Raw genomic sequence first — 25,714 nt, 5'->3', positions numbered from 1 at the left:
TCGCGTGTGCGCGCAGCGGACCCGGCGAGTTGAAAGGGCTGGCCCTTACGGCGTCCTGAGGCTGCCAGGTTAGGGGCGGCGCTTGTGCTGGCGTTGTCTTCGACAGCGGCATGGGTGGTGGATATTCGGGCCTCATCGCGGGCAAGCCCGCTCCTACAAGGACCACATACACCCGTAGGAGCGGGCTTGCCCGCGATAGGGCCGGAACTGCCAATGCAAATTCTTGCGCTGACGCGCTGTACCGCCCTTATAAACAAGCGAGAGCGCAGCGATTCGCCAGCCGTTGCCCCGGCCCTTGATCTGGCCCTTGATCTGGCTTGTGATCTTGATCTACCGCGACTTCAGGAGGCCGAACAGAGGTCTTGCGGAGCGAGGTGACGGCCAGGAAGGCCGGCAAGGGCTGCGGGCCAGGAAGGCCCGTACAGCCCGGTCCTCGCGGGAGCAAGGCCGGAGTGAGGGAACCCGTAGCGCAGCGAAGGGCCGGATGTAGGAGCAAGCGGTTTTTGGTTACTTTTTTCCAAGAAAAAAAGTGACCCGCCGTAAGGGCGGAAGGGGCCATCAGCCCCACCCCACCAAATGGATAAGCCCCCCATCCAAGCCCCCCCGAAGCAAAAAAAAGCCCCGCACTAGGCGGGGCTTTTTTATACAGCGAGGGGGTAAGGCTGGCTTACATCATGCCGCCCATGCCACCCATGCCGCCCATGTCTGGCATACCGCCGCCAGCTGCCTTGTCTTCCGGAGCATCAGCAATCATCGCTTCGGTGGTGATCATCAGACCGCCAATCGAAGCTGCAGCTTGCAGTGCCGAACGGGTAACTTTAGCTGGGTCGAGGATGCCCATCTCGATCATGTCGCCGTACTCACCGGTAGCAGCGTTGTAACCGTAGTTGCCCGAACCCTGCTTGACCTTGTCGGCCACAACGCTTGGCTCGTCGCCGGCGTTGGCAGTGATCTGACGCAGCGGCGATTCAACAGCGCGGCGCAGCAGTGCGATACCGACGTTCTGGTCTTCGTTGTCACCCTTCAGGTCAACGATGGCCGACAGGGCACGTACCAGGGCAACACCACCGCCAGGTACCACGCCTTCTTCAACGGCTGCACGGGTAGCGTGCAGGGCGTCTTCAACGCGGGCTTTCTTCTCTTTCATTTCAACTTCGGTGCCAGCACCGACCTTGATCACGGCAACACCGCCAGCCAGCTTGGCCAGACGCTCTTGCAGCTTCTCACGGTCGTAGTCCGACGAAGTCTCTTCGATCTGGGCGCGGATCTGCTTGACGCGTGCCTGGATGTCGTCTTCAACACCAGCGCCATCGATGATGGTGGTGTTTTCTTTCGACAGGATGACGCGCTTGGCGTTACCCAGGTGCTCCAGGGTAGCCGATTCCAGCGACAGGCCGATTTCTTCGGAGATGACCTGGCCGCCGGTCAGGACAGCGATGTCCTGCAGCATGGCCTTGCGGCGGTCGCCGAAGCCTGGTGCCTTGACCGCAGCAACCTTGACGATGCCGCGCATGTTGTTGACTACCAGGGTAGCCAGCGCTTCGCCTTCAACGTCTTCGGCAACGATCAGCAGCGGACGGCCGGCCTTGGCAACGGCTTCCAGAACTGGCAGCAGCTCGCGGATGTTGGAGATCTTCTTGTCGACCAGCAGCAGCAGCGGGCCATCCAGCTCGGCAACCATGGTGTCCGGCTTGTTGACGAAGTACGGCGACAGGTAGCCACGGTCGAACTGCATGCCTTCTACGACAGACAGTTCGTTTTCCAGGCCCGAGCCTTCTTCAACGGTGATCACGCCTTCTTTACCGACTTTTTCCATGGCTTCGGCGATGATTTCACCGATGGAGCTGTCGGAGTTGGCGGAGATGGTGCCGACCTGGGCGATGGCCTTGGAGTCGGAGCACGGCTTGGACAGGTTCTTCAGCTCGTTGACAATGGCGATGGTGGCCTTGTCGATGCCGCGCTTCAGGTCCATCGGGTTCATGCCGGCAGCGACGGCTTTCAGGCCTTCGTTGACGATGGCTTGAGCCAGAACGGTGGCGGTGGTGGTGCCGTCACCGGCAGCATCGTTGGCCTTGGAAGCGACTTCCTTGACCAGCTGGGCGCCCATGTTTTCGAAAGCGTCTTTCAGCTCGATTTCTTTGGCAACCGAAACACCGTCTTTAGTGATGGTTGGCGCGCCGAAGCTCTTGGCCAGGACAACGTTACGGCCTTTCGGGCCCAGGGTGGCTTTTACTGCGTCAGCCAGAACGTTGACACCAACGAGCATTTTCTTGCGGGCGGAATCGCCGAATTTTACGTCTTTAGCAGCCATGATCGTTTAATCCTTGGAATTCTTTGGAGTAACGGGAAGTCGGGGAAATCAGCCTTCGACGACAGCGAGAATCTCGTTCTCGGCCATCACCAGCAGATCTTCGCCGTCGACTTTCACGGTGTTGCTGCCCGAGTACGGGCCGAAAACCACTTTGTCACCCACTTTCACGGCCAGCGCGCGAACTTCGCCGTTGTCCAGGATGCGACCGGTGCCGACGGCGACGACTTCACCGCGGTTTGGTTTTTCAGCGGCCGAACCCGGCAGGACGATACCGCCAGCGGTTTTCGATTCTTCTTCGCTGCGACGGATGACTACGCGGTCATGCAGAGGACGAAGCTTCATTGTCGATCTCTCCCAAATTGTGGTTTTCATCGGCCGGTGTCGACACCGGCGGGTTGAGGCATTCCGGCGTTGCCGGTAGGGGCCCGCATTCGGCGAACCCCTGTGTTTGTCTGGTGTCGCCACCAGAAACCTTGCGGTGACCACATACATGAGGTCGGTAGAACCAATTACAAGGCTTGCCCACGAAAATATTTCATCGCTTTACCGCATAAGCAACAACGGCCCCTCTCGGGGCCGCTGGGTAAACTCTGGAAACATTCACTTGTCGCGGCGCTGGTATTCGCCCTCGATGACGTTCGGCTGCTGAGCGCCCTGCGCCGGCCGAGCGTCGAATGGATCATCCTGGAACGCCCGCTGGCGCATGGCCTGGGCTTCGGCGCGCTGACGCATCTTGCGCGCGGCCAGCTTGCGGCTGAACGGCAGCAGGAAGATCAGGCCCAGCACGTCACCGATGAAGCCCGGGATCAGCAGCAGGACGCCACCGACCGCCAGCATCAGGCCGTGGAACATGTCCTCAGCGGGCAGTTCGCCACGCTGCAGGCTCTCGCGGGCACGCAGGGCGGTGGCCAGGCCGGCCACGCGCAGCACCAGCACACCCAGGGCGGAGCCGGCGATGATCAGCAGCAGCGCCGGGAAGAAGCCAATGGCGGCGCTGACTTTGACGAAGACGAACAGCTCCAGCACCGGAAACAGCAGAAACAGCAATAGGAAAACACGCATCAAGGGTTCCTCGACGGAAGACAACCTTCCACTAAGACCACAAATGGATGCGTACGCTCGGTTTTTCAACCCCCGGCTGCACTCGCATCCGGCCATTTGTCGGCGCGCGCCAGCAAAACCAGCGCTTCGCGGACTTGTGTCGGCGTATTGCAAGTGCTGGGGAACGGCAGCCAGTACACGCCTTGGCCAATGCGCAGGTGCATGCCTTCAGTGTCGAGGCCGACCAGCTCGGCGGGCGCGGTACGCGGCAGGTCGCTGAGCGCGACGTAGTGGGCGATGGCGTTGGCGTGGTCGCTGTTCATGTGCGCGATCATGCTCGCCTCGGCCGTGCCGGCGAAGGCATTGGCCAGGGTCACCTGGTCGAGCCAGTGGATCGCGCCAAAGCCACCGATGTAGCGGTGGCGCACCGGCTGCAGCACCCAGAAGTCGAAATCATGGGCCTTGTGATAATTGGCGGCGTCGGGGAAGTAGCGGTAGTAGCGCTCGGCGGCCGCCTCGATCGCGGCGGGGTCGGTCAGCTTGTGCGCCTCGGCCATCACCGTCAGGCGGCCCACCGCCTGCACGTCCTCGGCCTCACGCTCACCCACCAGCAGCGAGCACTTGGCGTCCTGTTGCAGGTTGTGGGTGTGCTGGGCGATGCGGCTGATCAGGATCAGCGGGTGCCCTTCGGCGTCCAGGCAGTACGGGACCACCGAGCCGAACGGGTAACCGGGCATCGACTTGGAATGGGTCGAGAGGACCCCGCGATACTCCTTGAGCAGCAGTTCGCGGGCGGGACGAAGGGCATTGGTACTCACGAATGAGGCTCCTGGCGGCAGACTGGGTGGCTGACAAGATAAGCATTATCAGCGCCGTCTGCCAATGGGCCGCAACGCGGCCCTGATGCCTTACCAGGTGACGCCGAAGCCTGCGGTGTAACGCGTCTTGTCCAGGTCGCTGTCGCTGGTGCCCTGGATCATGTCCTTCTCGGCCTTGAGGTTGAGCGAGGCCCACTCGGTAACCTTGTAGCGCAGGCCGATCTCGGCATCCAGCGAGTAGTCCGCCACGCCGCCCAGCGGCTTGCCGAGTTCACCGTTGGTGAACAGCTGGACGTTCTTGCCGATCAGGTAGCGGGTGTAGTCCCACTTGACCGCTGCGGCATAGAAGTTGTCCTTGCCGCCATCGCGGTACTGGTAGTCGGTGCGGTTGATCAGCGCGCCGAGCGAGAACGCGCCCAGCTCGTCATCCCAGAACTGATAGCCCGGGCCGGTACCGACGGTGCGCTGGCGCGCCAGGTCTTCGATATGGTCGCGTTTGTACTCCAGGCGCCCCTGCCAGAACCACTTTTCGGTAATGAAGCGGTCCAGCGCGTACTCGGCGCTCCAGTTGTTGGTGGTGGTGACGTCGTCCTTGGTCTCGCGGTTGTATTCGCCTTCGGCGTTATGCCGCCAGCGACCATGGCGCGCGGTGGTCTTGAAGCCGACGTCGTAGTCGTCGGTGTCGTTCTCGGCGCGCTTGTAGTCCATCGCCACGTCGACGTTGCCCTTCCACAGGAAGTCCTCGACCAGCGGCCGCGGCTTCATGATCTGCTCGATGCTGGCCAGGTCGACGGTCTTCGGCGCGTCGCCATTGGCCAAGGTCACCTTGCCCGGCTCGGCGGCTTTCAGCGACTTGGCCTTCTCGCCGTTGTAGGCGTCCTGCTTGACCAGCATCTCCTGGTCGCTCTCGAGCGTCTGGACCTGTTTCCAGTCGAGGGCGATGGAGCCACCATAGGGCGTCTCGAGCAGCAGCTTGCCGCCGTCGAAGACCTTGATCTTGCCACTGAGCTTGTCACCGTTCTTCATCCACACGGTGTCGGCGAAAACGGGGCTGCACAGCGACGCGGCGATAAGGCAGAGCAAGGTTCTAGAATACATAAGCTGACTACGCGCTCGGTTTGACGAAAAAAGCCGGGCATTATCCAGATACGCGCGACTAGAGCAAGGACAGACCCAGCCCATGCCAATGAGTTCAACTCGCATTTGTGCAAATGCCTCGGGCCGCCGCCGTCTACGGCCGGGCATCGCCTGATGCCCGGCGCTTTGCACCTTTCGGCGGAAGCTGCCGAGGCCCGACGAATGGCACTCTACCTGGTGCTCGGGCAGGTCCCTGCCGGCAAGGTGGTGAGCTATGGCCAACTGGCCGAGCTGGCCGGCCTGGGGCGCGCCGCGCGCTGGGTCGGGCGCACCCTCGGGCAGTTGCCGAGCGACACCCGCCTGCCCTGGCACCGGGTGTTGGCGGCCGGCGGTCGGCTGAGCCTGGTGCCAGGTACGCCATCAGGCGACGAACAGCGTGCCCGGCTGCGCGCGGAAGGCGTCAATGTAACCAATAATCGTGTGGATATGACGCGCCATGGCTGGCGTCCAATGGAGCACAGCGGTTAGAGTGCGCGCTTTGTTTTCGTAAACTTGAGGCAGATGTTGGCCCATGCCCCGTAAAACCTGGCGCGCTGCGCTCGCTGCCTATGCCAGCCCGTCAACCTTGGTGCTTTTGCTGCTTGGCTTCGCCGCCGGCCTGCCGTACATGCTGGTGTTTTCAACCCTGTCGGTGTGGCTGCGCGAAGCCGGTGTGGCGCGCGAGACCATTGGCTATGCCAGCCTGATCGGCCTGGCCTATGCCTTCAAGTGGGTCTGGTCACCGCTGCTCGACCAATGGCGCCTGCCGCTGCTCGGCGGCCTCGGCCGACGCCGCTCGTGGCTGTTGCTGTCACAGGTGCTGGTGGTGATCGGCCTGGTCGGCATGGGCCTGTGCGACCCGCAAAAGCACTTGTCCTGGCTGATTGCCCTGGCCGTGCTGGTGGCGTTCGCCTCGGCCACCCAGGACATCGCCGTCGACGCCTACCGCCTGGAAATCGCCGAAGACCAGCGCCAGGCCGCCCTCGCCGCCAGCTACATGGCCGGCTACCGGGTCGCGGCGCTGCTCGCCACTGCGGGCGCGCTGTTCTTCGCCGAGTGGTTCGGTTCGACCGGCTTCAGTTACCTGCACCAGGCCTGGACCGGCACCTATGTGCTGTTCGGGATCATCATGCTGCCCGCCGTGTTCACCACCCTGGTGATGCGCGAACCGCCCGTGCCGCTGCGCACCCAGTTGTCTGCCGCGCGCTATGGCCTGGGCCATCAGCTGGCCTCGGTGTTCGTGCTGATCATCCTGCTGGTGTCGGTGCCGGCCAGCTTCACCCAGCTGTACAACACCGGCTGGGCCAGCGTGCTGTTCGGCGACGCCAGCGTGCTCGACCTGCTGCTCGAAGACCGCGCGTTCCTGCGCCTGATCCTCTATGTGCTGCTGAGCTGGGCCTGCCTCTCGTCGCTCGGCCGCCGCGGCCTGGCGCCGGTGCTGACGCCGGTCAACGACTTCATCGCGCGCTACCGCTGGCAGGCGCTGCTGCTGCTCGGGCTGATCGCCACCTACCGCATGTCGGACACGGTGATGGGCGTGATGGCCAACGTGTTCTACATCGACATGGGCTTCACCAAGGACCAGATCGCCAGCGTCAGCAAGATCTTCGGGCTGATCATGACCCTGCTCGGCGCCGGTGCCGGCGGCCTGCTGATCGTGCGCTTCGGCATCATGCCGATCCTGTTCATCGGCGGCGTGGCCTCGGCGGGCACCAACATCCTGTTCCTGATGCTGGCCGACATGGGGCCGAACCTGGAGATGCTGGTGGTGACCATCTCGCTGGACAACCTGAGCTCCGGCATGGCCACCTCGGCGTTCGTCGCCTACCTGTCGAGCCTGACCAACCTGAAGTTCTCGGCCACCCAGTACGCGCTGCTCAGCTCGATCATGCTGCTGTTGCCGCGGCTGATCGGCGGTTACTCAGGGGTGATGGTGGAGAAGTTCGGCTACCACGACTTCTTCCTGATTACCGCGCTGCTGGGGGTCCCGACGTTGATCCTGATCGCCCTGCAGTGGCGTCAGGAGGCTGGGCGCGGCAAGCCCGCAGAAGTCCAGCCTACCGCCACCGAACAGCCGTGAACGGGGGGTGCCTGGCACCCCCGATTCATTCAGCCACAGCGCCCGCATCCGGCCGTGCGCCGACCACGAACCACAACGGCCATAGCGCCAACGCACCGGCCACGCTCGCCGCCAGGGCGAAGTGCAGCAGGCTCGCGCCCGCGCCGATCATCGCCAGCAAGGCGCCGCCCAACCCCAGCAAGGCGATGGTGATCATCCCCAGCATCGCCGAGACCAGGCCCTTGCTCTGCTCGCTGGAGAACAGCGTCATGCGGTACAGCACCGCGTTGGCCACGCCCAGGCCCAGGGCATACAGCGACATCCCCGCCACCACGCTGGTCACCGATGGCCACAGCCAGGTCGCCACGAGCATCAGGCACAAGCCCGCCAGGTAAGGCACCAGCGCACCGCGCACGAGCGTCGCCAGCGGGTAGCGGTCGGCGATCCGGTTGATGATCAGGTTGCCCATGATCAACCCGCCGAACACCGGCAGCTGCCACAGTGCGTAGGCCATCGTGCTCAGCCCTTCGTCATGGATCAGCAGCACCGGCGACAGGCCGATCCAGCCAATCAGCGGCAGGCCGACCAGGCCCAGCGCCGCGCTGCCGGCGACAAAGCGGCGGTTGCCCAGCAACTGGCCGTAACCGGCTAGCAACGGCAGCAGGTGGATCGGCGTGAACGGCAGGGTCGAGCCGTCCCGGCGCTCGACGCCGAGGGTTTCCGGCATCAACCGGTAGAGCAGCCCCCAGGTCAACACGGCACCCACGGCGAACGCCACGAACAGCCAGCGCCAATCCAGCCATTGCAGCATCAGGGTACCGACCAGCGGCCCGAGCAGCGGCGAGAGCAAGGCGATGTTCGCCAGCAAGGCCATCATGCGCACCGCATCGGCCTCGCTGAACGCTTCGTTGAGCGCCGGGTAGCTGACCGTGACGACAAAGCCCAGGCCGATGCCCTGCAGCAGGCGCAGCAGGTTGAACAGGCCGATGTCATGCACCCAGTAGGTGGCCAGGCAGGCCAGGCCGAAGAGGATGCAGCCGGACAGCAGCAACGGCCGCCGCCCATAACGGTCGGCCAGCGGGCCGATCAGCCATTGCAGGACCACCCCGCCGAGCAGGTACAGGTTCAGGGCGTGCGGGATGAACTCAGGGCTGGCGTTGAGCTCGCCGACCACCACCGGCATCGCCGGCATGACCGCGTCGCTGGCCAGATAGGTGAGCAGCTCGAACAGGGCCAGGGTCAGGCCGAACAACAAGGCTTGCCGAGGGGTGATGTGCAGCAATGGTTTCATGGTGAACGTCGTTGGGGTACGAAAAGGGTCAGGTTATATGCCAGAAGTGGGCGTTACTGGCTGTGAACAAGTGTAAGGAGGGACAAAAAAATGTAGGAGCGGGCTTGCCCGCGATGGCGTCAGACGCAGCAACAGGGTTGCTCGGTCGAACGTCATCGCGGGCAAGCCCGCTCCTACAGGGGCTTGCGCGGTTCGGCTGTTACGCGGCGGTTTCCTGCACCACGCGAATCACCCGCTGCGGAAACGGAATGTCGATGCCCTCGGCCTTGAGCCGGTCACGCGCATGCTCGTTGAGCATGAACATCACATCCCAGTAATCGGCAGTCTTCACCCACAGCCGCAAGGACACGGTAATCGAGCTGTCGCCCAGGGTCGAGATCACCGCCTGTGGCGCTGGCTCGGCCAGCACCCGCGGATCCTGCCCCAGCTCCAGCAGCACGTTGCGCGCCTTCTGCAGGTCGGCTTCGTAATCGACGCCGACATCGAACACCACCTTGCGCGTCGGCTGACGGTTGGTGTTGGTGATGATGCCGTTGGACAGGCTGCCGTTGGGCATGATCACCGTCTTGTTGTCGCCGGTACGCAGCACCGTGTGGAAGATCTGGATGCTGTCGACGGTGCCACTGACACCCTGCGCCTCGATCCAGTCACCGATACGGAACGGCCGGAACAGCAGGATCAGCACGCCACCGGCGAAGTTCGCCAGGCTGCCCTGCAAGGCCAGGCCGATGGCCAAGCCCGCGGCACCGATGGCGGCAACGAACGAGGTGGTCTCGATGCCGATCATCGACGCCACGCTGACCATCAACAGGACCTTCAGCACGATATTGGCCAAGGTGCTGATAAAGCCCTGCAGGGCCAGGTCCGAGTTACGCAGGCCCACCAGCTTGCCCAGGCGAGCGCTGAGCTTGTTGGTGATCCACCAGCCGACAGCCAGGGTCAGCAGCGCCAGCAGCACACGGCTGCCGTATTCCATTATCAAGGGGACCCAGGTCTGCGATTGGCGGACCAGCTGATCGACCTCAGCGTTCAAATCCATTGTCATCTCCTGATGCCTAGCGGCACATAACACAAACAGGCAAGCCGCAGGGTTTCAGCGGCCACTGGAAGCGATGGACCTCATCGGGCCAGCGATGTTCCTGACCGCTGCCTGATCAGTCGCGGAAGTTGTTGAACTGCAGCGGCATGTCGAATTCCTTGGCGCGCAAGGCGGCGATGGCCTCTTGCAGGTCGTCGCGCTTCTTGCCGGTAACGCGCACTTGCTCGCCCTGGATGGCGGCCTGGACCTTGAGCTTGGCGTCCTTGATGTGGGCGACGATCTTTTTCGCCAGCTCCTTGTCGATGCCCTCGCGGAAGGTCGCTTCCTGCTTCATTTCCTTGCCCGAGGCATAGGCGTCCTTGACCTCGAGGCACTTGACCTCGATCTTGCGCTTGACCAGCGCGCCGCGCAGGATGTCGATCATGGCTTCGAGCTGGAACTCGGCCTCGGCGGTGAGCAGGACGGTCTGGTCCTTGTCCTTGAATTCGAAGCTACCCTTACCTTTGAGGTCGTAGCGACGATCCAGCTCCTTGATGGCGTTGTCGACAGCGTTCTGCACTTCGTGCTTGTCCAGTTCCGATACCACGTCGAACGAAGGCATGGTGATTCTCCAAAATAGAAGCGCGCTCGGCATGGAGATGGAGCGCGGCGGGTTTGATGGTTAAAATGCGGGACACATTATAACGGGTTGCGAAACGCAGATGAGCAGCACCTGGCATATTCTCGGCGCCGGTAGCCTGGGCAGCCTCTGGGCGTGCCGGCTGGCACGCGCGGGCAAGGCGGTCCGGCTGATCCTGCGCGACCCGCAGCGCCTGGCGGCCTACCAGGCCGCAGGCGGCCTGACCCTGCTCGAACAGGACCAGGCGACGCACTTCGCCATCCCCGCGGAAACGGCGGCAAGCGGCGGCCCGATCCATCGCCTGCTGCTGGCCTGCAAGGCCTACGACGCCGCGCCGGCCCTGGCCCGCCTGGCACCGCGCCTGGCCGACGGGGCCGAGCTGGTGCTGCTGCAGAACGGCCTGGGCAGCCAGGACGAAGTGGCCGAGCAAGTGCCCCACGCACGCTGCATCTTTGCCTCCAGCACCGAGGGCGCGTTCCGCGAGGACGACTGGCGGGTGCGCTTTGCCGGGCATGGTTTCAACTGGCTGGGCGACCCGCTCAACAGCGGCCTGCCCGACTGGTTCGACGACCTGCACGAGGCGGGTATCCCGGCCGAGTGGACGGTGGACATCCTCACCCGGCTGTGGCGCAAGCTGGCGCTCAATTGCGCGATCAACCCGCTGACCGTGCTGCATGACTGCCACAATGGCGGCCTGCTCGAGCACCTCGGCGAGGTCGACGCCCTGTGTGCGGAACTTGCCGAACTGTTGCGCCGTTGCGGCCAGCCCGAAGCGGCCGAAGACCTCGGCGAGGAAGTGCAACGGGTGATCCTCGCCACGGCGGCCAACTACTCTTCGATGTACCAGGACGTGCGCCACGCGCGCCGCACCGAGCTGCACTACCTGCTCGGCCACGCCTGCCGCGCCGCCGCCCGTCATGGCCTGGCCCTGCCACGGCTGGAACAGCTGCGCCGGCGCCTGGTCGAAAACCTGCAGGCCCGCGGCCTGCCCAGCGACTGACGCCGCCCCCTCAACCGGAAATGGACACTGCCTTGCCGATGACCCTGCGCCAACGCCTGGACAACCTGCCGGTCGGGCAGAAACTGCTGGCGGCCCTGCTGGTGCTGCTGGTGACCATCCTGCTGGTGGCCAACCTGACGTTCATCAGCGCCGCCTACTGGATCACCCAGGAGAGCATGGCCCCGCAAGCCCTGCAGACCATCGGCCGGCTGGTGTCCAACCCGCAGCTCTCCGCCCGCGCCGGTGACTCGACAGAAACCGCCGAGGCCCTGCTCAAGGAGCTCGACAGTTACTCGCCGCTGCGCGCCGCCGCCGTCTACGGCAGCGACGGGCGCATGCTCGCGCAACTGCAGCATGGCGAGCCGCTGGCGTTGCCCAAGCGCTACCGCAACATCGATGGCTGGCGCCTGATGGAGTTTCGCAGCACCCAACTGATCCGCCTGCCGCGCGCCGCCAGCCCGCCGGCACACCTGCTGCTGGTCGCCAGCAGCGAGCTGCCGACCGCGTTCTATACCGGCACCCTGACCGCCAGCCTGGCGATCCTGGTGTTCAGCATCCTGCTCTGGCTGGTGGTCGCCCGGCAGATCAAGCGCCTGATCACCCAGCCGATCAACCAGCTCGAAGAGCTCAGCCGCCAGGTCACCCGTGAAGAGAGCTACGCGCTGCGCGCCAAGCGCGGCAACGACGACGAGATCGGCAGCCTGGCGAGTGCCTTCAATACCATGCTGTCGCGTATCGAAGCCCGCGAGCAGCAGCTCAAGCGCACCCGCGACGAGTTCCAGACCGCTTACGACCAGGCCCAGGGCCTGGCCGAGGAAACCCGCCACACCAACCGCAAGCTGGAGCTGGAAGTCCAGGTGCGCAGCAAGATCGAGAAAAAGCTCACGGGCTTCCAGAACTACCTGAACAGCATCATCGACTCGATGCCCTCGGCGCTGATCGCGCTGGACGAGCAGCTCTACGTGACCCAGTGGAACCACGAGGCCACGGTGCTCTCCGGGACGCCGCTGGACGAGGCGCTGAACCAGCCGATCTTCATTGCCTTCGAGCCGCTCAAGCCGTTCTTGCCGCAGCTCAAGGAGAGCGTCGAGAAGCACCGGGTGGCGAAGATCGAACGGGTCACCTGGCACAAGGACGACGAGTCCCGCCACTACGCCCTGACGTTCTACCCGCTGATGGGCGGCGGCGGCCGTGGCGTGGTGATCCGTATCGACGACATCACCCAGCGGCTGTCGCTGGAAGAGATGATGGTGCAGTCGGAGAAGATGCTCTCGGTCGGCGGCCTGGCGGCGGGCATGGCCCACGAAATCAACAACCCGCTCGGTGCGATCCTGCACAACGTGCAGAACATCCGCCGACGGCTGTCGCCGGAGCTGCCGCGCAACCAGGAGCAGGCCGCCGAGCTGGACATCGACCTGGCCGTGGTCAATCGCTACCTGGCGAGCCGCGAAGTGCCGCAGCTGCTCGATGGCATTCAGCAGGCCGGGGCACGGGCGGCAAAAATCGTCACCCACATGCTCAGTTTCAGCCGCTTGAGCAACCGCCAGCTGGCGCCCTGCGACTTGCCCGGGTTGATCGACCAGGCGGTGGAGATCGCCGGCAACGACTTCGACCTGGCGATCGGCTTCGACTTCAAGGGCCAGGCCATCGTCCGCCAGTTCGACCCGCGCCTGGGGCCGGTGCCGTGTACCGCCAACGAGCTGGAACAGGTGCTGCTCAACCTGCTGAAAAATGCCGCCCAGGCCATCCACCTGCGCCCGCAGCCGAGCGAGCCGGGGCGGATCATCCTGCGCACCCGGCTCAACCCGCCGTGGGCCGAGATCCAGGTCGAGGACAACGGCATCGGCATGCCCGAGGCCGTGCGCAAGCGCACCTTCGAGCCGTTCTTCACCACCAAGGAGATCGGCCAGGGCACCGGGCTCGGCCTGTCGGTCTCGTATTTCATCATTACCAATAACCACAAGGGGCAGATGGAGGTGCACTCCACCCCCGGCCAGGGGACCTGCTTTACCCTGCGCCTGCCCCTTGGCTCGCCCGTGCCGGCGGCACCGGCGAAAACGGAGGCATGACATGGGCTATCGCCTGTCGAAGATCTACACCCGTACTGGCGACAAAGGCGAAACCGGCCTGGGCGATGGACGCCGAGTGCCCAAGGACCATCCACGCATCGAGGCGATTGGCGAGGTCGACAGCCTCAACAGTCAGCTGGGGGTATTGCTGGCGGGCTTGAGCGAGGCGGGGCTGGAGGAGCTTATCGAGGTGTTGGCGCCCTGCCAGCACCGGCTGTTCGACCTTGGCGGGGAGCTGGCGATGCCCAGTTACCAGGCGCTGAAGCTGGCGGAGGTGGAGCGGCTGGAGGCCGTGATCGACCTGTGGAACGAGGAGCTGGGGCCGCTTGAGAACTTCATCATGCCCAGTGGCTCGATGCTGGTGGCACAGGCGCACGTGTGCCGCAGCCTGGCGCGCAGTGCCGAGCGGCGGTGTCAGGCGTTGAATGCGCTGGAGCCGTTGCAGGGGGTTGGGTTGGCGTATATCAACCGGCTTTCGGATCTGCTGTTTGTGGCAGCGCGGATCGTTGGGCGGCGACAAGGGGTGGCTGAGGTCTTGTGGCAGCCTGCGAGCAAGCCGCAGGGCTGAGAGTGCTGGGGCCGCTTCGCGGCCCTTCGCGGGCAAGCCCGCTCCCACAGGGACCGCGCCGCTCTGGAGATAAGCGCTAATCCTGTGGGAGCTGGCTTGCCTGCGAAGGGCCGCAAGGCGGCCCCTGGCACAGCCGGCTCAGACCTCAGGCCAGAACGCCCGAATCCCCGCCACACCCTGCGCCCCAACCTGCCAGGCACGCTCGCGGTGGTCAGCCCCCACGCCGCCCAGCAGGAACACCGGCCGGCTCGCAGTCTCGATCAACCGCTCAGCCTCCTCCCACCCCAGTGGCACCGCCTCGGGATGGGTCTGGGTCGCCTGCACCGGCGACAGGGTGAAAAAATCCACCCCCATCTGCTCAGCCAGGGCCAATTCTTCGGCACTGTGGCAAGACGCCGCCAACCAGCGGTGCGCCGGGAACGGCCGCCCCTTGGCAGCATACTTGCGCAGCTGCGCCGCCGTCAGGTGCCAGCCCGCCGCCGGGAAGTCGCCCAGCCACTCCAGCGGCCCCTTGAGCATCAACTGCGCCTTGCCCGCGCACAGCCCCACCGCATCCACCGCGACATCACGGTACTTGGGGTCGTACATGTCCGGCGCGCGCAGCTGAATCAGCTTGATGCCATTGGCCACGGCCTTCTGGATGCCCCGCAGCAATTGCGGGACTTCCAGGTCGTCCGGGGTGATCAGGTACTGATCCGGCAGACGGGCCGCCGCGACGATCGGCTTGTTCGCCTCGGGGAAGTCATACTGGTCCAGATCACGCGGGGCGACCCAGGCCAAGGGCTGACCCTCGACGCCATGAGGCTCGCCGGTAAACCCGTCGACTTCACGCACGTCCAGCAGTACCTGCTTGTCCGGGTAGTCGTGGCTGATCTTGATCAGCGGCCGCGAACGCGTGACCTCGATGCCGAGCTCCTCGCGCAGCTCACGGGCCAACGCCGCCTCGACGCCCTCGCCCGCCTCCAGCTTGCCCCCCGGGAACTCCCACAGGCCGCCCTGGTGCTGGCTGTCGGCACGCCGGGCAATCAGGATGCGCCCGTCGCCGCCACGGATCACCGCGGCCACTACATGAATCCGCTTCACCCTTCGCGCTCCGCCAGCCCGGCGCTCTGCCAGGCCTGGAACGCAGGCCACTGGTAGATCGCTTCGATGTAGCGGGCCGCTTCGGCCGGCACCTGCACCCGGTAGGTACGCAGGCGCACTGCCACCGGGGCGAAGAAGGCGTCGGCCAGGCTCGGCTTGCCGAACAGGAACGGGCCGCTGTCCTTGGCCGCCAGGCGGCATTCGGACCACAGGGCGACGATACGGTCGATGTCGACCTGCACGTCCAGCGGCACGTTCTCCAGCGCCTGATCACGCGACAGGTCGAACGGCATGGCACCGCGCAGGGCAAAGAAGCCGCTGTGCATCTGCGCGCAGGCCGAGCGCGCGTGGGCGCGAGCCGCCACGTCGGCAGGCCACAGCTGGGCGTCAGGATGCTGCTCGGCGAGGTACTCGGCAATTGCCAGCGAATCGGCGATCACGCCGTGCTCGGTCTGCAGCAGCGGGACTTTACCGGTAGCCGAAAACGCCAGCACGCGGGTGCGGGTGTCGGGCTGGTTGAGTTTGATCAGGGTTTCTTCGTAGGGGACGCCGGCCAGTTCAAGGGCCAGGGCGCCACGCAGCGACCAGGAGGAGTACAGCTTGTCGCCGATGATCAGGTGATAGCTCATGGGGGCAGCTCCATCAGGTGTGAAGCCCCTCGCGGAACAAGCCCCGCCCCCTGCTGCGTGGGAGCGGGCTGGCCCCGCGATGGGGCCTTGGGATCAGTCGATCAGGTGCGGTATTCGGCGTTGATCTTGACGTACTCGTGCGACAGGTCGGTGGTCCAGATGGTCTCGCTGCACTGGCCACGGCCGAGCTCGATGCGAATGGTGATCTCTTCCTGGGCCATGACCTTGGAGCCCTGCTCTTCGGTGTAGCTCGGGCTGCGACCGCCTTGGCTGGCGATGCACACGTCACCGAGGTAGACGTCGATCAGGCTGACGTCGAGCTGCGGTACGCCGGCACGGCCGACGGCAGCGAGGATGCGGCCCCAGTTCGGGTCGGAGGCGAACAGCGCAGTCTTGATCAGCGGCGAGTGGGCGACGGCGTAACCGACGTCCAGGCATTCCTGATGGTTGCCACCGCCGTTGACCTGCACGGTCACGAACTTGGTCGCGCCTTCGCCGTCACGGACGATGGCCTGGGCGACTTCCATGCAGACTTCGAACACCGCCTGTTTCAGGGCGTCGAACAGCTCGCCGCGAGGCTCGGTGACTTCGGCGACATTGGCCTTGCCGGTGGCGATCAGCATGCAGCAGTCGTTGGTCGAGGTATCGCCATCGATGGTGATGCGGTTGAACGACTTGTTGGCACCGTCGAGGATCAGGTCCTTGAGCACCGCTGGGGCGACCTTGGCGTCGGTGGCGATGTAGCCGAGCATGGTGGCCATGTTCGGGCGGATCATCCCGGCGCCTTTGCTGATGCCGGTCACGGTGATGGTCTGGCCGTCGAACTGGAATTGCCGGCTGGCACCCTTGGGCAGGGTGTCGGTGGTCATGATGCCGGTGGCGGCTTCGGCCCAGTGGTTTTCCGAGAGGTTGTCGAGGGCGGCCTGCAGCGCGCCTTCGATCTTCTCGACCGGCAGCGGCTCGCCGATCACGCCCGTGGAGAACGGCAGCACCGCCTCGGCAGCGACACCGGTCAGCTCAGCCAGCTTGGCGCAGGTGCGCTCGGCGGCGGCCAGGCCTGGCGCGCCGGTACCGGCGTTGGCATTGCCGGTGTTGGTCAGCAGGTAACGCACGCTGCCCTGCACCCGTTGCTTGGCGAGGATCACCGGCGCGGCGCAGAAGGCATTGAGGGTGAACACGCCGGCAACGCTGGAGCCTTCGGCGCAGCGCATTACCACGACGTCCTTGCGCCCAGGGCGCTTGATGCCCGCCGAAGCGATGCCGAGTTCGAAACCGGGAACCGGGTGCAGGGTGGGCAAAGGACCAAGACCAACAGCCATGAATGCGCTCCTAGAAAATATGTGCCGCACAAGATACGGCCAAGCTTGAGATGGAACAACGCCGCGAAGGTCGAAGCCCTTCGCGGCGCAGTAGTTCAGTTGTCAGGGTGCAGCAGGAACGGCTCGATCACTCGATCTGGCCGTGGCAATGCTTGAACTTCTTGCCCGAACCACACCAGCACGGCTCGTTGCGGCCCAGCTTCAGGTCATTGCGCACCGGCGCGGCGGCCACTGCCACTTCAGCGCCCTCCTCGTTCAGTTCGTTCAGCTCGCTTTCCAGGCCCGGTGCCGGGGCGTGCTGGAACTGCATGCGCTGGGCCAGTTCTTCGGCATCGCGACGCAGGCGGGCTTCTTCTTCGATCGGGTCTTCGCGGCGGACCTGGACGTGCGAGAGCACACGGATGGCATCGCGCTTGATCGACTCGAGCAGCTCCTGGAACAGGGTGAAGGATTCGCGCTTGTACTCCTGCTTCGGGTTCTTCTGCGCATAACCGCGCAGGTGGATACCGTGACGCAGGTGGTCCATGGTCGACAGGTGGTCTTTCCACAGGTCGTCGAGTACGCGCAGGAGGATCTGCTTCTCGAAGGTGCGCAAGGCCTCTTCGCCAGCCTGGTCTTCCTTCTCGTTGTAGGCGCTGGTGATCTCGTTCAGGAGCTTCTCGCGCAGGGTCTCTTCGTAGAGGTGATCGTCCTCGTCGAGCCACTGCTGGATCGGCAGCTTGATCCCGAAGTCGCTCGACAGCGAAGCCTCGAGACCGGCCACGTCCCACTGCTCTGGCAGCGATTGCGGCGGGATGTGCTGGCTGATGGTGCTGTCGAGCACTTCCTGGCGGAACTCGGCAATGGTGTCACCAATGTTCTGCGCAGCCAGCAGGCTGTTGCGCATGTGGTAGATCACCTTACGCTGTTCGTTGGCCACGTCATCGTATTCGAGCAGCTGCTTGCGGATGTCGAAGTTGCGCCCTTCGACCTTGCGCTGGGCTTTTTCGATGGCGTTGGTGACCATGCGGTGCTCGATGGCCTCGCCGGACTGCATGCCCAGCGCCTTCATGAAGTTCTTCACCCGGTCAGAGGCGAAGATACGCATCAGGCTGTCTTCCAGCGACAGGTAGAAGCGGCTGGAGCCCGGGTCACCCTGACGACCGGAACGGCCGCGCAGCTGGTTGTCGATCCGGCGCGATTCGTGACGCTCGGAGGCGATCACGTGCAGGCCACCGGCCTCGATCACCTGCTGGTGACGCTTCTGCCAGTCGGCCTTGATCTGGGCGATCTGCTCGGCGGTCGGGCTTTCCAGCGCGGCGACTTCCGATTCCCAGTTACCGCCCAGGAGGATGTCGGTACCACGGCCGGCCATGTTGGTGGCGATGGTCAGGGCACCCGGTGCGCCTGCCTGGGCAATGATCTCGGCTTCTTTTTCGTGGTACTTGGCGTTGAGGACCTTGTGCTCGATGCCTTCCTGCTTGAGCAGGGCGGACATGTGCTCGGAGGTCTCGATGGTCGCGGTACCGACCAGCACCGGGCGACCGGTGGCCATGCTCTCTTTGATGTCCGCGATGATCGCCAGGTACTTCTCTTCGGCGGTCAGGTACACCAGGTCGTTGAAGTCTTTACGCGCCAACGGCTTGTTCGGCGGGATGACCATCACGTTGAGGGCGTAGATCTGGGCGAACTCGAACGCTTCGGTGTCAGCGGTACCGGTCATGCCGGACAGCTTGTTGTAGAGGCGGAAGTAGTTCTGGAAGGTGGTCGAGGCCAGGGTCTGGCTCTCGGCCTGGATATTCAGGTTCTCTTTCGCCTCGATGGCCTGGTGCAGGCCTTCGGACAGGCGACGACCCGGCATGGTCCGGCCGGTGTGTTCGTCGATCAGCAGGACCTGGCCGTCCTGGACGATGTACTCGACGTTGCGGTTGAACAGCTTGTGCGCGCGCAGGCCGGCGTAGACGTGGGTCAGCAGGCCCAGGTTGTGCGCCGAATAGAGGCTCTCGCCCTCGGCCAGCAGGCCGGCCTGGGTGAGCATCTCTTCGATGAACTGGTGGCCGGATTCGTTGAGTTCGACCTGGCGGGTCTTCTCGTCGATCGAGTAGTGGCCTTCCTGGGTGACCTGGCCTTCGACTTCTTCGATGTGCTGGGTCAGGCGCGGGATCAGGCGGTTGATCTCGATGTACAGCTTGGAGCTGTCTTCGGCCTGGCCGGAGATGATCAACGGGGTCCGCGCTTCGTCGATGAGGATCGAGTCGACTTCGTCGATCACGGCGAAGTTCAGCTCACGCTGGAACTTCTCTTCGACGCTGAACGCCATGTTGTCGCGCAGGTAGTCGAAACCGAATTCGTTGTTGGTGCCGTAGGTGATGTCGGCGGCATAGGCGGCGCGCTTCTCTTCCGGCGGCTGGAAGGCCGAGACGATGCCCACGGACAGGCCGAGGAACTCGTACAGCGGGCGCATCCAGTTGGCGTCACGGCGGGCCAGGTAGTCGTTGACCGTGACCACGTGCACGCCCTTGCCGGACAATGCGTTGAGGTACACGGCCAGGGTACCGACCAAGGTCTTGCCTTCACCGGTACGCATTTCTGCGATCATGCCCTCGTGCAGGGTCATGCCGCCGATCAGCTGCACATCGAAGTGGCGCATGCCCATCACGCGCTTGCCGGCCTCACGGGCCACGGCAAAGGCTTCAGGCAGCAGTTGGTCGAGCGTTTCGCCTTTGGCCAGGCGCTCTTTGAACTCTGCGGTCTTGCCCCGCAGCTGCTCGTCGGAGAGGGCCAACATCTTCTCTTCGAAGGCATTGACGGTGGTTACCGTCTTGAGCAGGCGTTTGATTTCACGCTCGTTCTTGCTTCCAAAAAGTTTTTTTAACAAAGGCGCAAACATATCGGCAGGATCTTCCACACTTAGGGATGGAGGGCGGCCCCATGAGTCGCCCGAGCAGCCCTTGGGCCGCATGCGAACGAGCATTCTACCCGGAAACGATGGTGAGGAAAGTGGTGGATTTCCACGATGCTGGCACAGCGCTAGGGTGGGGACGTCTCTAACATAAGGACTTTTTTTCCAAGTTCAAGGTGTAGCGAAGATGAAAGCTATTGAGAATGACTCTCGCCCCTGAACATCCCGCTGCCCGCTGCCCACGTGGGGGTGGGCTCGCCCGGCGATGAGGCCGGCACTGTCAGTACAAATTCAGTGTTCTGTTACCATGACGATTCTGTAACTTCCTGCGTACCCCCATGGCCTACAAACCTTCGCCCGCCCGGCCACCGGCCGCGCTCCTGCGTGGCGCCCGGCCCTTGCGCCTGCTGCTCAACCAGGCCGAACGCCTGGTGCATCTGCAGCGCCTGCTGGAAAGCCAGCTGCAGCCGGCCGCCCGCGCCCATTGCCATGTGGCGTCGTGGCGCGATGGCGTGTTGCTGCTGGTGGTCACCGATGGGCACTGGGCGACGCGCCTGCGCTATCAACAGAAGCGCTTGCAGCGCCAGTTGCTGGAGCTGGAGGTGTTCGGCAATTTGCGCCGGATCCTGTTCAAGGTACAGCCGCCGATGACCCCGGCCAAACGCGCGGGCCACGCGCCGGAGCTGTCCAGCGAAGCCGCCGAGAGCATTCGCGATACCGCCGAGGGGATCAGTGATCCCAAGCTGCGGGCAGCGCTGGAGCGTTTGGCTGGGCATGCCAAGCCTAAAGAGCCGCGCTGATCGGGATCGTGAATTGTGGGCGATAGCCCCCTCCCCTTTACGGCGCCTGGGCTGGCGTCATCTTCGATAGTGGCATGGTCGGTGGATATTCGGGCCTCTTCACGGGGCAAGCGGGCTCCCACAGGATCTCCGTTGACCGAAAGAGCGACGCTATCCTGTGGGAGCGGGCTTGCCCCGCGAAAGAGGCCGGAACTGCCAATGCAAATTCTGGCGCTGACGCGCTGTACCGCCCTTATAAACAAGCGAGAGCGCAGCGATTCGCCAGCCGTTGCCCTGGCCCTTGATCTGGCTTGTGATCTTGATCTACCGCGACTTCAGGAGGCCGAACGCAGGTCTTGCGAAGCGAGGTGACGGCCAGGAAGGCCGGCAAGGGCTGCGGGCCAGGAAGGCGCGTACAGCCCGGTCCTCGCGGGAGCAAGGCCGGAGTGAGGGAACCCGCAGCGCAGCGGAGGGCCGTATGTAGGAGCAAGCGGTTTTTGGTTACTTTTTTCCAAGAAAAAAAGTGACCCGCCGTAAGGGCGGAAGGGGCCAGTAACCGCACCACAACGAACGGATATGCTCACCAGCCCCAGCCCCAGCCCCCCCCACAAAAACCCAATAAAAAGGCCACCCGAAGGTGGCCTCAATGAACTAGAGAGTGTTCGAACTTACACGGCCGCAACAGGGCGCATATAAGAGATCGGTGCCGTACTGGCATCTTCGAAAGTGACCACTTCCCAGGCATCGGTCTCGGCGATCAGCTTGCGCAACAGTTGGTTGTTCAGCGCGTGCCCGGACTTGAAGCCCTTGAACTCGCCGATCAGGCTGTTGCCCAGCAGATACAGGTCGCCGATGGCGTCGAGGATCTTGTGTTTGACGAATTCGTCTTCGTAACGAAGGCCGTCTTCGTTGAGCACGCCGGTCTCGTCGACGACGATGGCGTTCTCGACACTGCCGCCCAACGCAAGGTTGTGCTTGCGCAGGTACTCGATGTCACGCATGAACCCGAAGGTCCGTGCGCGGCTGACTTCCTTCACGAACGAGGTGCTGGAGAAGTCGACACTGGCGCTCTGGGTCCGGCCGCTGACGACCGGGTGATCGAAGTCGATCTCGAAGCTCACCTTGAACCCTTCGAAAGGCAGGAAGGTAGCGCGCTTGTCGCCGTCCTCCACTGTCACTTCACGCAGGATGCGGATGAATTTCTTGGCTGCGTCCTGCTCTTCCAGGCCGGCAGACTGAATCAGGAATACGAAAGGTCCGGCGCTGCCATCCATGATCGGCACTTCCGAGGCGGAGAGCTCGACGTAGGCGTTATCGATGCCCAGACCCGCCATGGCGGAGAGCAAGTGCTCGACCGTATCGACCTTGACGTCACCGTTGACCAACGTCGTCGACATGGTTGTCTCGCCGACGTTGGCCGCGCGAGCCGGGATCTCGACCACAGGGTCAAGGTCGGCGCGGCGGAAGACGATGCCGGTATCCACAGGCGCAGGCTTGAGGGTCAGGTAGACCTTCTCACCGGAGTGCAGGCCGACGCCTGTGGCACGGATAATATTCTTCAGGGTGCGTTGTTTAATCATGGCATTGGCCGCTTCAGCGCAAATTGCGAACTGGTATCAACAAAGGCTGGGGATGATAACAGACCCGACCTTTGCTGAATACCAATCACCTTTATACCCCTGATAAATTCCATCAATCAGCCTGGCGACGCAGGAAAGCCGGGATATCCAGGTAGTCCAAGTCATCCTGAGGGTTCAGTTTAGCTGCTGCGGCGGCACCTGCATGCGCCTGGTTGCGCATCACGGTAGGACGCTCCAGGTCGCGGTAGTTGACCGCTGGCTGCTCTTGACGGGCCGGGGCCGGGTTGGACGCCTCGTAGGCCGCGTGCGCGGTCTGCAGGGTGTTGTCGACGACCTTGACCGGCTTCTCGATGCGCGCACCCAGGCCAGTGGCGACCACGGTGACGTGCAGCTCGTCGCGCATGTCCGGGTCGATCACGGTACCCACCTTGACCATCGCGTGGTCGGAGGCGAAGGCCTCGATGATGCTACCGACGTCGGAGTACTCGCCCAGGGACAGGTCGGGACCGGCGGTGATGTTCACCAGGATACCGCGTGCACCCTGCAGGTTGACGTCTTCGAGCAGCGGGTTGCGGATCGCAGCCTCGGTGGCCTCGCGCGCACGGTTCGGGCCGCTGGCGCAGCCAGTACCCATCATCGCCATGCCCATCTCGCTCATCACGGTACGCACGTCGGCGAAGTCGACGTTGATCATGCCCGGACGTTTGATGATGTCGGAGATACCGCGCACCGCACCGGCGAGCACGTCGTCCGCCTTGGCGAAGGCAGACAGCAGGCTGGCGTCCTTGCCGAGAATGGTCAGCAGCTTCTCGTTGGGGATGGTGATCAGCGAGTCGACGCTCTCGGCCAGCATGCGGATGCCTTCATCGGCGATCTGCATGCGCTTGCGGCCTTCGAACGGGAACGGACGGGTCACCACGGCAACGGTGAGGATGCCCATTTCCTTCGCCACTTCGGCGATGATCGGCGCCGCACCGGTACCGGTACCGCCACCCATGCCGGTGGTGATGAAGACCATGTTGGTGCCTTGCAGCACTTCAGCGATGCGCTCACGGTCTTCCAGCGCGGCCTGACGGCCGACTTCCGGGTTGGCACCGGCACCCAGACCGCGGGTGACCCCGGTACCCAGTTGCAGGATGGTACGCGCACCGATGTTTTTCAGCGCTTGAGCATCAGTGTTGGCGCAGATGAATTCCACGCCTTCGATGCTGCTCTTGACCATGTGGTTGACGGCGTTGCCGCCGCCACCGCCGACGCCGATCACTTTGATGACCGGACTTTGCGGGACGTTGTCTACGAGCTCGAACATTTTCCCTCTCCTTACAGTTCTCTAGTTGTTGCGCCTACCACTACTGCTTTGAAACTTAGAAATTGCCCTGGACCCAACGCTTGAATCGCTCGAGCACTGGGGCCTTCGGTTCATCGCCATAGCTGTTGCTGCTGCTGTTGCTGTGACCGGTCAGGATCAGGTCCTCGGACTGCTTGAGCAGGCCGTAGGTGAGCAGACCCACGCCGGTGGAATAGATCGGGTTGCGCACCACGTCGCTCAGCCCCCGAACGCTGTGCGGTACGCCCAGGCGTACCGGCATGTGGAAGATTTCCTCGGCCAGTTCCACGGCCCCTTCCATCTTCGAGGTGCCGCCGGTGAGGACGATGCCCGCAGGCACCAGGTCTTCATAACCGCTGCGGCGCAGCTCAGCCTGGATCAGGGTGAACAGCTCGTCGTAACGCGGCTCGACCACTTCGGCCAAGGCCTGACGCGACAGCTCGCGCGGCGGACGGTCGCCGACGCTCGGCACCTTGATGGTTTCGCCGGCACCGGCCAGCTTGGCCAGCGCGCAGGCGTAGCGAATCTTGATTTCTTCGGCGTACTGGGTGGGTGTCCGCAGGGCCATGGCGATGTCGTTGGTGACCTGGTCGCCGGCGATCGGGATCACCGCGGTGTGACGGATCGCGCCTTCGGTGAAGATGGCGATGTCGGTGGTACCGCCACCGATGTCGACCAGGCACACGCCCAGCTCTTTTTCGTCATCGGTGAGCACCGAGTAGGCCGAAGCCAGCTGCTCGAGGATGATGTCGTCGATTTCCAGGCCGCAGCGGCGCACGCACTTCTCGATGTTCTGCGCGGCGTTGACGGCGCAGGTGACCACGTGGACCTTGGCTTCCAGGCGCACGCCGGACATGCCCAGCGGCTCACGGACGCCTTCCTGGTTGTCGATCACGTAGTCCTGCGGCAGGGTGTGCAGCACCCGCTGGTCAGCCGGGATGGCCACGGCCTGGGCGGCGTCGAGCACGCGCTCGAGGTCGGCGGCGCTGACTTCGCGGTCGCGGATGGCGACGATGCCGTGGGAGTTGAGGCTGCGGATGTGGTTACCGGCAACACCGACGAAGGCCGAGTGGATACGGCAGCCCGCCATCAGCTGGGCCTCTTCGACGGCGCGCTGGATCGACTGCACGGTCGACTCGATGTTGACCACCACGCCCTTCTTCAGGCCGCGGGACGGGTGGGTGCCGATACCGACGATCTCCAGGGTACCGTCTTCGCCGACTTCACCCACCAGCGCCACCACCTTGGAGGTGCCGATGTCCAGCCCGACGATCATTTTGCCGCTATGCGCGTTTGCCATGGTCCTGCCTCTCTCTAATTCTTCGCAACGGCGGGTTGGGCCGTCGTCGGTGCAATCGGTTCCCGCCAGCCAACAGCCAATCCGTTGGCGTAGCGCAGATCAACGCGGGCGATGTTGGTGATCTGCTCTTTGAGTGTCTTGTCGTAAATGGCAATGAAACGGCGCATCTTCTCCACCAGATGGTCGCGCCCCAACAGCAGCTCGATGCCCGGCCCGGCGCTGCCTGCGCCGGTGGTCAGGAACCAGCTGCCACGCTCGCGCAACTCCAGGCGAGCGATGGAAAAGCCCATGGGGCGGAGCATCTGGCTCAATACCTGATACTGCTGCATGACTTGTTGCTGAGCCCGCTGCGGCCCGAACAGCTGCGGCAGGTGCTCATAGTTGGCCAGCTCGCGCGGGGTGAACGCCTGGCCCTGGTTGTTGAGCAAGGCCTCCGCGCCCCAGCGCGCCACGGGCAGCTGTTCTTCGAGGCGGATCACCACTTCGTCCGGCCACACCCGCCGTACTTCGGCATGGGCGATCCATGGCATCTGCTCGAGCTCGGCGCGCATGGCGCTGAGGTCGACACTGAAGAAGCTCGCCGCCGTGAACGGTGCAATACGCTGCTGCACCGCCTGCTGGCTGATGTAGCTGAGGTCGCCCTGCACGGCGATCTTGGTGATCGGCCGGTCGGCATACGGCATCAGGCGCACCGCGCCTTCGTAGGCGGCAAAGCCCGCAGCGACCAGTAGCACCGGCCACAGCAAGCGCTTGAAGACGCTGAAGTTGGCCTTCGGCAGGCGCGCCGACATCGGCTCCTGAGCGACCATTCGGCTGGCACCACGCGGCACCGGCTTGTGACGGCCGGGTACGGGTGGCTGCTGACGGAGCATCGCGCCTTGCATG

22 protein-coding genes are annotated in these 25,714 nt (G+C 64.0%); 6 read left to right on the top strand and 16 right to left on the bottom strand.

The features are described 5' to 3' along the window. Window positions 1–667 precede the first annotated feature (667 nt). The 5 genes from groL to CCOS865_RS18655 all read right to left on the bottom strand — a co-directional run bounded on the left by groL (window position 668) and on the right by CCOS865_RS18655 (window position 5,268). Window positions 668–2,311: a chaperonin GroEL gene (groL, locus tag CCOS865_RS18675; RefSeq protein WP_119143535.1), complete on the bottom strand. Its 1,644-nt coding sequence runs from the start codon at window positions 2,309–2,311 to the stop codon at window positions 668–670. Between the two features lie 48 nt (window positions 2,312–2,359). After that, window positions 2,360–2,653, bottom strand: a complete 294-nt coding sequence (locus CCOS865_RS18670) for a co-chaperone GroES (protein WP_016488938.1) — start codon at window positions 2,651–2,653, stop codon at window positions 2,360–2,362. Between the two features lie 258 nt (window positions 2,654–2,911). Further along, a complete protein-coding gene (locus CCOS865_RS18665; RefSeq protein ID WP_119143533.1) occupies window positions 2,912–3,373 on the bottom strand; it encodes an FxsA family protein in 462 nt (153 codons plus the stop codon). 65 nt (window positions 3,374–3,438) lie between these two features. Beyond that, complete coding sequence (locus tag CCOS865_RS18660) at window positions 3,439–4,170, bottom strand: HugZ family pyridoxamine 5'-phosphate oxidase (RefSeq protein ID WP_119143531.1); 732 nt, start codon at window positions 4,168–4,170, stop codon at window positions 3,439–3,441. A 90-nt stretch (window positions 4,171–4,260) separates the two neighbouring features. Then, window positions 4,261–5,268 carry a DUF481 domain-containing protein gene (locus CCOS865_RS18655; RefSeq protein ID WP_119143529.1) on the bottom strand — a complete coding sequence of 336 codons (1,008 nt, stop codon included), beginning with the start codon at window positions 5,266–5,268 and terminating at the stop codon, window positions 4,261–4,263. 153 nt (window positions 5,269–5,421) lie between these two features. Here CCOS865_RS18655 and CCOS865_RS18650 point away from each other — a divergent pair, with 153 nt between their 5' ends. Beyond that, on the top strand, window positions 5,422–5,775 hold the full coding sequence (locus CCOS865_RS18650) for an MGMT family protein (protein ID WP_119143527.1): 354 nt from the start codon (window positions 5,422–5,424) through the stop codon (window positions 5,773–5,775). A 43-nt stretch (window positions 5,776–5,818) separates the two neighbouring features. Then, window positions 5,819–7,366, top strand: coding sequence for an AmpG family muropeptide MFS transporter (locus tag CCOS865_RS18645; protein ID WP_119143525.1), 1,548 nt, complete (start codon window positions 5,819–5,821; stop codon window positions 7,364–7,366). Between the two features lie 25 nt (window positions 7,367–7,391). Here CCOS865_RS18645 and CCOS865_RS18640 read toward each other — a convergent pair whose 3' ends face one another. The 3 genes from CCOS865_RS18640 to CCOS865_RS18630 all read right to left on the bottom strand — a co-directional run bounded on the left by CCOS865_RS18640 (window position 7,392) and on the right by CCOS865_RS18630 (window position 10,276). Next, the gene (locus tag CCOS865_RS18640; protein WP_119143523.1) at window positions 7,392–8,636 is read right to left on the bottom strand and encodes an MFS transporter; all 1,245 of its coding nucleotides are present in this window, start codon (window positions 8,634–8,636) and stop codon (window positions 7,392–7,394) included. A 199-nt stretch (window positions 8,637–8,835) separates the two neighbouring features. Next, window positions 8,836–9,675, bottom strand: coding sequence for a mechanosensitive ion channel family protein (locus tag CCOS865_RS18635; RefSeq protein WP_119143521.1), 840 nt, complete (start codon window positions 9,673–9,675; stop codon window positions 8,836–8,838). Between the two features lie 115 nt (window positions 9,676–9,790). Then, window positions 9,791–10,276 (bottom strand): YajQ family cyclic di-GMP-binding protein, encoded by a 486-nt coding sequence (locus CCOS865_RS18630; protein WP_119143519.1) that lies wholly within the window; start codon window positions 10,274–10,276, stop codon window positions 9,791–9,793. A gap of 100 nt (window positions 10,277–10,376) precedes the next feature. Here CCOS865_RS18630 and CCOS865_RS18625 point away from each other — a divergent pair, with 100 nt between their 5' ends. The 3 genes from CCOS865_RS18625 to CCOS865_RS18615 are packed head-to-tail and all read left to right on the top strand — an operon-like array spanning window position 10,377 to window position 13,931. Further along, entirely contained in the window at window positions 10,377–11,294 is a 918-nt protein-coding gene (locus CCOS865_RS18625) for a putative 2-dehydropantoate 2-reductase (RefSeq protein ID WP_119143517.1), read from the top strand. Window positions 11,295–11,332: 38 nt separating this feature from the next. Further along, window positions 11,333–13,363: a sensor histidine kinase gene (locus CCOS865_RS18620; RefSeq protein WP_119143585.1), complete on the top strand. Its 2,031-nt coding sequence runs from the start codon at window positions 11,333–11,335 to the stop codon at window positions 13,361–13,363. A gap of 1 nt (window position 13,364) precedes the next feature. Further along, window positions 13,365–13,931 (top strand): cob(I)yrinic acid a,c-diamide adenosyltransferase, encoded by a 567-nt coding sequence (locus tag CCOS865_RS18615; RefSeq protein ID WP_119143515.1) that lies wholly within the window; start codon window positions 13,365–13,367, stop codon window positions 13,929–13,931. A 138-nt stretch (window positions 13,932–14,069) separates the two neighbouring features. Here the strand turns inward: CCOS865_RS18615 and CCOS865_RS18605 are convergent, their stop codons facing one another. From CCOS865_RS18605 to secA, 4 genes are all read right to left on the bottom strand, one after another. Further along, entirely contained in the window at window positions 14,070–15,014 is a 945-nt protein-coding gene (locus CCOS865_RS18605) for a Nudix family hydrolase (protein WP_119143513.1), read from the bottom strand. Continuing rightward, on the bottom strand, window positions 15,011–15,643 hold the full coding sequence (locus CCOS865_RS18600; protein WP_119143511.1) for a glutathione S-transferase family protein: 633 nt from the start codon (window positions 15,641–15,643) through the stop codon (window positions 15,011–15,013). Before CCOS865_RS18600 ends, CCOS865_RS18605 begins: the two co-directional genes overlap by 4 nt. A gap of 101 nt (window positions 15,644–15,744) precedes the next feature. Next, window positions 15,745–16,962, bottom strand: a complete 1,218-nt coding sequence (argJ, locus tag CCOS865_RS18595) for a bifunctional glutamate N-acetyltransferase/amino-acid acetyltransferase ArgJ (protein WP_119143509.1) — start codon at window positions 16,960–16,962, stop codon at window positions 15,745–15,747. Window positions 16,963–17,089: 127 nt separating this feature from the next. Next, the gene (secA, locus tag CCOS865_RS18590; RefSeq protein ID WP_119143507.1) at window positions 17,090–19,831 is read right to left on the bottom strand and encodes a preprotein translocase subunit SecA; all 2,742 of its coding nucleotides are present in this window, start codon (window positions 19,829–19,831) and stop codon (window positions 17,090–17,092) included. 350 nt (window positions 19,832–20,181) lie between these two features. Between secA and CCOS865_RS18585 the strand changes: the two genes are divergently transcribed. Then, the gene (locus CCOS865_RS18585) at window positions 20,182–20,643 is read left to right on the top strand and encodes a DUF721 domain-containing protein (RefSeq protein ID WP_119143505.1); all 462 of its coding nucleotides are present in this window, start codon (window positions 20,182–20,184) and stop codon (window positions 20,641–20,643) included. Window positions 20,644–21,290: 647 nt separating this feature from the next. Here the strand turns inward: CCOS865_RS18585 and lpxC are convergent. From lpxC to CCOS865_RS18565, 4 genes are all read right to left on the bottom strand, one after another. After that, entirely contained in the window at window positions 21,291–22,202 is a 912-nt protein-coding gene (lpxC, locus tag CCOS865_RS18580; RefSeq protein WP_119143503.1) for a UDP-3-O-acyl-N-acetylglucosamine deacetylase, read from the bottom strand. A gap of 112 nt (window positions 22,203–22,314) precedes the next feature. Next, window positions 22,315–23,511 (bottom strand): cell division protein FtsZ, encoded by a 1,197-nt coding sequence (gene ftsZ, locus CCOS865_RS18575; RefSeq protein ID WP_119143501.1) that lies wholly within the window; start codon window positions 23,509–23,511, stop codon window positions 22,315–22,317. 55 nt (window positions 23,512–23,566) lie between these two features. Then, window positions 23,567–24,829, bottom strand: a complete 1,263-nt coding sequence (ftsA, locus tag CCOS865_RS18570; RefSeq protein WP_119143499.1) for a cell division protein FtsA — start codon at window positions 24,827–24,829, stop codon at window positions 23,567–23,569. A 14-nt stretch (window positions 24,830–24,843) separates the two neighbouring features. Beyond that, window positions 24,844–25,713 (bottom strand): cell division protein FtsQ/DivIB, encoded by an 870-nt coding sequence (locus tag CCOS865_RS18565; RefSeq protein WP_119143497.1) that lies wholly within the window; start codon window positions 25,711–25,713, stop codon window positions 24,844–24,846. Window position 25,714 lies beyond the last annotated feature (1 nt).

Origin of the sequence: Pseudomonas reidholzensis, assembly GCF_900536025.1 — a bacterium.
In the GTDB taxonomy this organism is placed as follows: Bacteria; Pseudomonadota; Gammaproteobacteria; order Pseudomonadales; family Pseudomonadaceae; genus Aquipseudomonas; species Aquipseudomonas reidholzensis.
Note: the sequence above shows the minus strand (reverse complement) of the source record. Positions and strands in the feature narration are given on the sequence as shown.

What these genes read in the sequence shown, in the direction of transcription:
- groL (WP_119143535.1), bottom strand. Translation starts at nt 2,311, where the DNA reads ATGGCTGCTAAAGACGTAAAATTCGGCGATTCCGCCCGCAAGAAAATG.
- CCOS865_RS18670 (WP_016488938.1), bottom strand. Translation starts at nt 2,653, where the DNA reads ATGAAGCTTCGTCCTCTGCATGACCGCGTAGTCATCCGTCGCAGCGAA.
- CCOS865_RS18665 (WP_119143533.1), bottom strand. Translation starts at nt 3,373, where the DNA reads ATGCGTGTTTTCCTATTGCTGTTTCTGCTGTTTCCGGTGCTGGAGCTG.
- CCOS865_RS18655 (WP_119143529.1), bottom strand. Translation starts at nt 5,268, where the DNA reads ATGTATTCTAGAACCTTGCTCTGCCTTATCGCCGCGTCGCTGTGCAGC.
- CCOS865_RS18650 (WP_119143527.1), top strand. Translation starts at nt 5,422, where the DNA reads ATGCCCGGCGCTTTGCACCTTTCGGCGGAAGCTGCCGAGGCCCGACGA.
- CCOS865_RS18645 (WP_119143525.1), top strand. Translation starts at nt 5,819, where the DNA reads ATGCCCCGTAAAACCTGGCGCGCTGCGCTCGCTGCCTATGCCAGCCCG.
- CCOS865_RS18640 (WP_119143523.1), bottom strand. Translation starts at nt 8,636, where the DNA reads ATGAAACCATTGCTGCACATCACCCCTCGGCAAGCCTTGTTGTTCGGC.
- CCOS865_RS18635 (WP_119143521.1), bottom strand. Translation starts at nt 9,675, where the DNA reads ATGGATTTGAACGCTGAGGTCGATCAGCTGGTCCGCCAATCGCAGACC.
- CCOS865_RS18630 (WP_119143519.1), bottom strand. Translation starts at nt 10,276, where the DNA reads ATGCCTTCGTTCGACGTGGTATCGGAACTGGACAAGCACGAAGTGCAG.
- CCOS865_RS18625 (WP_119143517.1), top strand. Translation starts at nt 10,377, where the DNA reads ATGAGCAGCACCTGGCATATTCTCGGCGCCGGTAGCCTGGGCAGCCTC.
- CCOS865_RS18620 (WP_119143585.1), top strand. Translation starts at nt 11,333, where the DNA reads ATGACCCTGCGCCAACGCCTGGACAACCTGCCGGTCGGGCAGAAACTG.
- CCOS865_RS18615 (WP_119143515.1), top strand. Translation starts at nt 13,365, where the DNA reads ATGGGCTATCGCCTGTCGAAGATCTACACCCGTACTGGCGACAAAGGC.
- CCOS865_RS18600 (WP_119143511.1), bottom strand. Translation starts at nt 15,643, where the DNA reads ATGAGCTATCACCTGATCATCGGCGACAAGCTGTACTCCTCCTGGTCG.
- argJ (WP_119143509.1), bottom strand. Translation starts at nt 16,962, where the DNA reads ATGGCTGTTGGTCTTGGTCCTTTGCCCACCCTGCACCCGGTTCCCGGT.
- secA (WP_119143507.1), bottom strand. Translation starts at nt 19,831, where the DNA reads ATGTTTGCGCCTTTGTTAAAAAAACTTTTTGGAAGCAAGAACGAGCGT.
- CCOS865_RS18585 (WP_119143505.1), top strand. Translation starts at nt 20,182, where the DNA reads ATGGCCTACAAACCTTCGCCCGCCCGGCCACCGGCCGCGCTCCTGCGT.
- lpxC (WP_119143503.1), bottom strand. Translation starts at nt 22,202, where the DNA reads ATGATTAAACAACGCACCCTGAAGAATATTATCCGTGCCACAGGCGTC.
- ftsZ (WP_119143501.1), bottom strand. Translation starts at nt 23,511, where the DNA reads ATGTTCGAGCTCGTAGACAACGTCCCGCAAAGTCCGGTCATCAAAGTG.
- ftsA (WP_119143499.1), bottom strand. Translation starts at nt 24,829, where the DNA reads ATGGCAAACGCGCATAGCGGCAAAATGATCGTCGGGCTGGACATCGGC.
- CCOS865_RS18565 (WP_119143497.1), bottom strand. Translation starts at nt 25,713, where the DNA reads ATGCAAGGCGCGATGCTCCGTCAGCAGCCACCCGTACCCGGCCGTCAC.